This window comes from Streptomyces sp. NPDC043812, from assembly GCF_056436245.1.
Genome location: NZ_JBWKCY010000078.1, coordinates 1 through 3,800, shown reverse-complemented (window position 1 = coordinate 3,800; position 3,800 = coordinate 1). Strand labels below are relative to the sequence as shown.

Genomic DNA, 3,800 nt, shown 5'->3' with positions numbered 1-3,800 from the left:
CCACGAGGACGACCTCCGGGGCGAGCACGTCGAGGAGGCCCTGCAGGTCCCCGGTCTCGAGTACGCGCTGGAACGACTCCAGAGCCGCCCGGGTCGTCCTCGGGGAGACCGCCTGGCGAGGGCGGCGGGCATCGACGTGCCGACGGGCACGGTGCGCGATCTGGCGGACGGCCGCGGGGCTCTTGTCGACGGCGGTCGCAATCTCGTCGTAGCCGACATCAAACACTTCGCGCAGCACGAAGACGGCGCGCTCGGTCGGCGACAGCGTCTCGAGGACCAGCATCATCGCCATGGACACACTCTCGGCGAGCTCGACGTCCTGGGCCACGTCCGGCGCGGTGAGCAGCGGCTCGGGCAGCCACTGGCCGACATACGCCTCCCTGCGGCTCTTCATTGCGCGCAGCCGGTTGAGCGACTGCCGGGTGGTGATCCGGACGAGGTAGGCGCGCTGGTCGCTCACCTGGGCAAGGTCGACCTCGACCCATCGCAGCCAGGCTTCCTGGAGGACGTCTTCGGCGTCGGCGGCCGATCCGAGCATCTCGTACGCGACGGTGAACAGCAGGCTGCGGTGGGCAACGAACATCTCGGTCGCCGGGTCAGTGGCATGGTCGCTCATATCTCGACCCCTCTCCTTCGCGGCCGGCCCTGGTTGCCGACGGCCTCAAGCGTGCATGCACAGCAAGATTCTCTTTCGTCAGTAGCCGTTCGATCTGCCCCACCTGTTCTGTGCGGTCGACAGTGGGACACCACCCGGCGCACGGCTGTCACACGCCGAGTTGACGACGATCCGTTGCTCAAAGGGCCGCTGATGAACGCCTGCGTGCAGCGGCGCCCCGCGACAAGGGCGTCGCCGCACGACATGCGCTCCGGCTCCGTTGTGGTCGGACCGGATCGGCAACGAGTGCCTGGCTATGCTGTCCGTTCAACGGTGGCCGATGCGTCGCCGCGCTTGGCCTGCAGCAGCTGCCGGCGCTTGGCACCTCCTGAGATGAGGTGCAGGCTGTACGCACCGGGCTTGTGTGCCTCGTCGGCCAGGTGCTTGACGACTCCCCTGCACACGAACTCCTTGAGCCTGGCGCCCAGACGGCCGTCGATGTTGAACCACACCGCGACGTCGGACCGGTTGGCGAACTGGAAGATGCCGGCGCCTCGACCCAGGCTGATGCACTGGGCGGCGAAGGACTGGTTGAGGGTCGCAGGATGCTCACCGGCGATCCGGCTGAGCACCGTGTCGGCGGCCCGCGCGCCCAGAGGCATCGCGGCCTGGCAGCTCATCCTCAGCGGCAGGCCCGACGGCGCCGCCGAGTCCCCCGCCGCGACGATGCGTGCGCTGTCCACGCTGGTCAACGTCTCGTCCGTGAGCAGGCGGCCCAGGGCGTCGGTGCTCAGCCCGCTGCGCACGGCCAGGTCCGGCACGCCGAAGCCGGCGGTCCAGATGGTCACCCTGCTCAGCAGCTCGCGGTCGTCAGCGAGCCGCACGGCATCGCGGGTCACAGCCGTCACCTTCGAATCGGGGCCGTCGAGCACGGTCACACCGAGCGTGGCCAGCCGCCCGGCCACCGAACGTCGACCCCGCGGGTGCAGGTACGGGCCGAGCACCCCTCCGCAGACCAGGGTCACGGCACGGCCGGCCTCCGCCAGTTCGGCGGCGGTCTCGATACCGGTCGGACCGGCTCCGACCACCGTCACCGCGGCCGTCGCCGGCGCGGCGTCGAGGATCGGCCGCAGCCGCTGCGCCTCCTCCAGGCCGGCGAGCGGGTAGGCGAACTCGGCCGCTCCGGGAACGCGCGGGTCGGCGCTGCCACTGCCCACCGCATAGACCAGGTAGTCGTAGCCGAACGTGCCGCCGGAGGTCAGCGCGACGCTGCGGTCGGCCGGGTCGATCCGTGCCACTGTGTCGACCACCAGCCGGACGCCCTCGGCCAGTACCTCTCGGTAGTCGACGACCGCGTCGCCGGACCCGCCCACCAGTTGGTGCAGGCGGATCCGATGGACGAAGGACGGGCGCGGGTTGACCAGCGTCACCGTCACATCGCCGCGCTGCGTCAGGCGATTGGCCGCCATGACGCCGGCGTATCCGCCGCCGATCACGACCACATCGGTGTTCTCCACCATGGTGTCTCCTCCGCTTCAAGGGGTTCGGGCACAAGACACCGCTTGATCGACCCCTGTGACAGCATGTGAGGCAGATCACTCCACAGGGGTGTCCGCCTGGACGGATTCCGGCCTGAGGCTGTGGCTTCGTCACCGGGAACCGACTCCGTTCGTCGCCACGTTCGGGCAGCACTTGCTGATCGCAGAGCCGAAATGCCGGCGAGAACCGACACCGGCGCGGCAGGGGCCCGTCACATCGGGAGGGAGAACAGACGCACAGGCCCTGAAGGCCAGTACGCGTTGTCGCGCAGGGGCGTCACCATGGTCCGCAGCGGCATGGTCACCAGGCGGGTTTCGGGTTGTTCGACGAGTACGTCCTTGTCGAGCGGGTGCCATCCGAGGCGCTGGTACAGCGGCACGAGGGGAGGCCGGCAGAACAGGAGTGCGTGCTGAGGGCCCATCGTCCGCGCGTGGTCAAGTGCCGCTGTGACGACGAGCCGAGCCAGCCCCTGGCCCTGCACGTCGGGCGCGACGGCCACTCCGCCGACGCCGCCCACCTCTGTCGCGGCGACACCGAAAGGATCATCGCCGTCGCCGAGGATCTCGTCCTGGTCCGTCCTCGTGTACCGAGGGAGCCGCACTGCGGTCGGTGCTACAGAGGATTGATTCTCGGGCATCCCCACATGATGATCTCTCCTCCGAGGACTGGCCATGCGATTGCTCCACCGATCATCCAGAAGGGGCCTTGGCGTGAGGTCAGCCGGCGGCGTTCTGTGCCGCCGTCAGGGCCTGGGTGTTGGCGACGAGCAGCTCGCACCCGCGATCCGGGCGATGAGGGAGTGCGGGTTCGGCACCTTCGCCTGCTGCCAGGACGTGGGCGAGAGCAACGCGGACCGGCCGGAGAAACTGCCGCACAGGGCGGAGTGGATGGAGTCCCGGCACGGCTGGATGCTCTCGCCCACTCACGTGTGCAGGTGCCAAGTGAAGCGCTCGGTCACAACATGGTGGCTGGGCGCCGCAGTTGGCCCTGACCGCCGACGCGGCGCCCGCGGCGTCCCGATCCGGGGCCGCGCGGCGCTTCATGTCCGCCGTTGCCCGCGGGCAAAGGGCAGCCGATCGCCGTATTCGGCGTACTTGTGATCGGCAAAACCCACCCCATCCGCTAGCATGTTCGAGCTCTCAATGATCACGTTCAATATCACAAATCGGTTGAAAAATTGATATCTACGGTAACGCGATGGTTTTCGCGAAGAGACGGCAGCCTTCAGGTGGCTGCATGGCGTCAACCACGCGTCCTGCTGTGGCTCGCAGTGAGTGTGGTGGGCCTCGGATTCCTCATCGCACTGGAGATCGCCGCGCGTCGGTACGGCGTGCCGGGGCCGATGACCAACCAGGTGCGAGAGGTGGTACTCGCCCCCAAATCAGGGCCGCTGCTGTACGCCGCTATGGCGTTGATGATGGTGGTGCTCACCTGGCGACAGCGGTTCGTGGCGGTCAGCGCCGCGATCGGCATCGACGTGATCTTCTGGCTGGTGCGGTGGGCGGTCGACGCCAAGATGATGGCCGGCAACGGCGCGTTGTGGGTGGTCCTGGCCCATGCCGTCATCGCTCTCACGCGCCGCACCGGCCGGGACCGTGTCCTGCTGCTGAAAGGCGTGGGACTGGGCCTGCTGCTGGTGGCCGGCCGTAAGACCGGCGACACCTGG

4 protein-coding genes are annotated in these 3,800 nt (G+C 68.6%); 1 reads left to right on the top strand and 3 read right to left on the bottom strand.

Annotated elements, in window-relative coordinates; genetic code table 11:
- The 3 genes from AC067Z_RS38605 to AC067Z_RS38595 form a co-directional block, all read right to left on the bottom strand.
- On the bottom strand, positions 1 to 616 hold a 616-nt coding region (locus tag AC067Z_RS38605; RefSeq protein WP_478794315.1), incomplete at its 3' end, for a sigma-70 family RNA polymerase sigma factor.
- A 293-nt stretch (positions 617 to 909) separates the two neighbouring features.
- The gene (locus tag AC067Z_RS38600) at positions 910 to 2,115 is read right to left on the bottom strand and encodes an NAD(P)/FAD-dependent oxidoreductase (RefSeq protein ID WP_478794314.1); all 1,206 of its coding nucleotides are present in this window, start codon (positions 2,113 to 2,115) and stop codon (positions 910 to 912) included.
- A 230-nt stretch (positions 2,116 to 2,345) separates the two neighbouring features.
- A complete protein-coding gene (locus AC067Z_RS38595) occupies positions 2,346 to 2,771 on the bottom strand; it encodes a GNAT family N-acetyltransferase (RefSeq protein WP_478794313.1) in 426 nt (141 codons plus the stop codon).
- Between the two features lie 591 nt (positions 2,772 to 3,362).
- Between AC067Z_RS38595 and AC067Z_RS38590 the strand changes: the two genes are divergently transcribed.
- Positions 3,363 to 3,800: DUF5933 domain-containing protein (locus AC067Z_RS38590; protein ID WP_478794312.1), on the top strand; the 438-nt coding region annotated here is incomplete at its 3' end.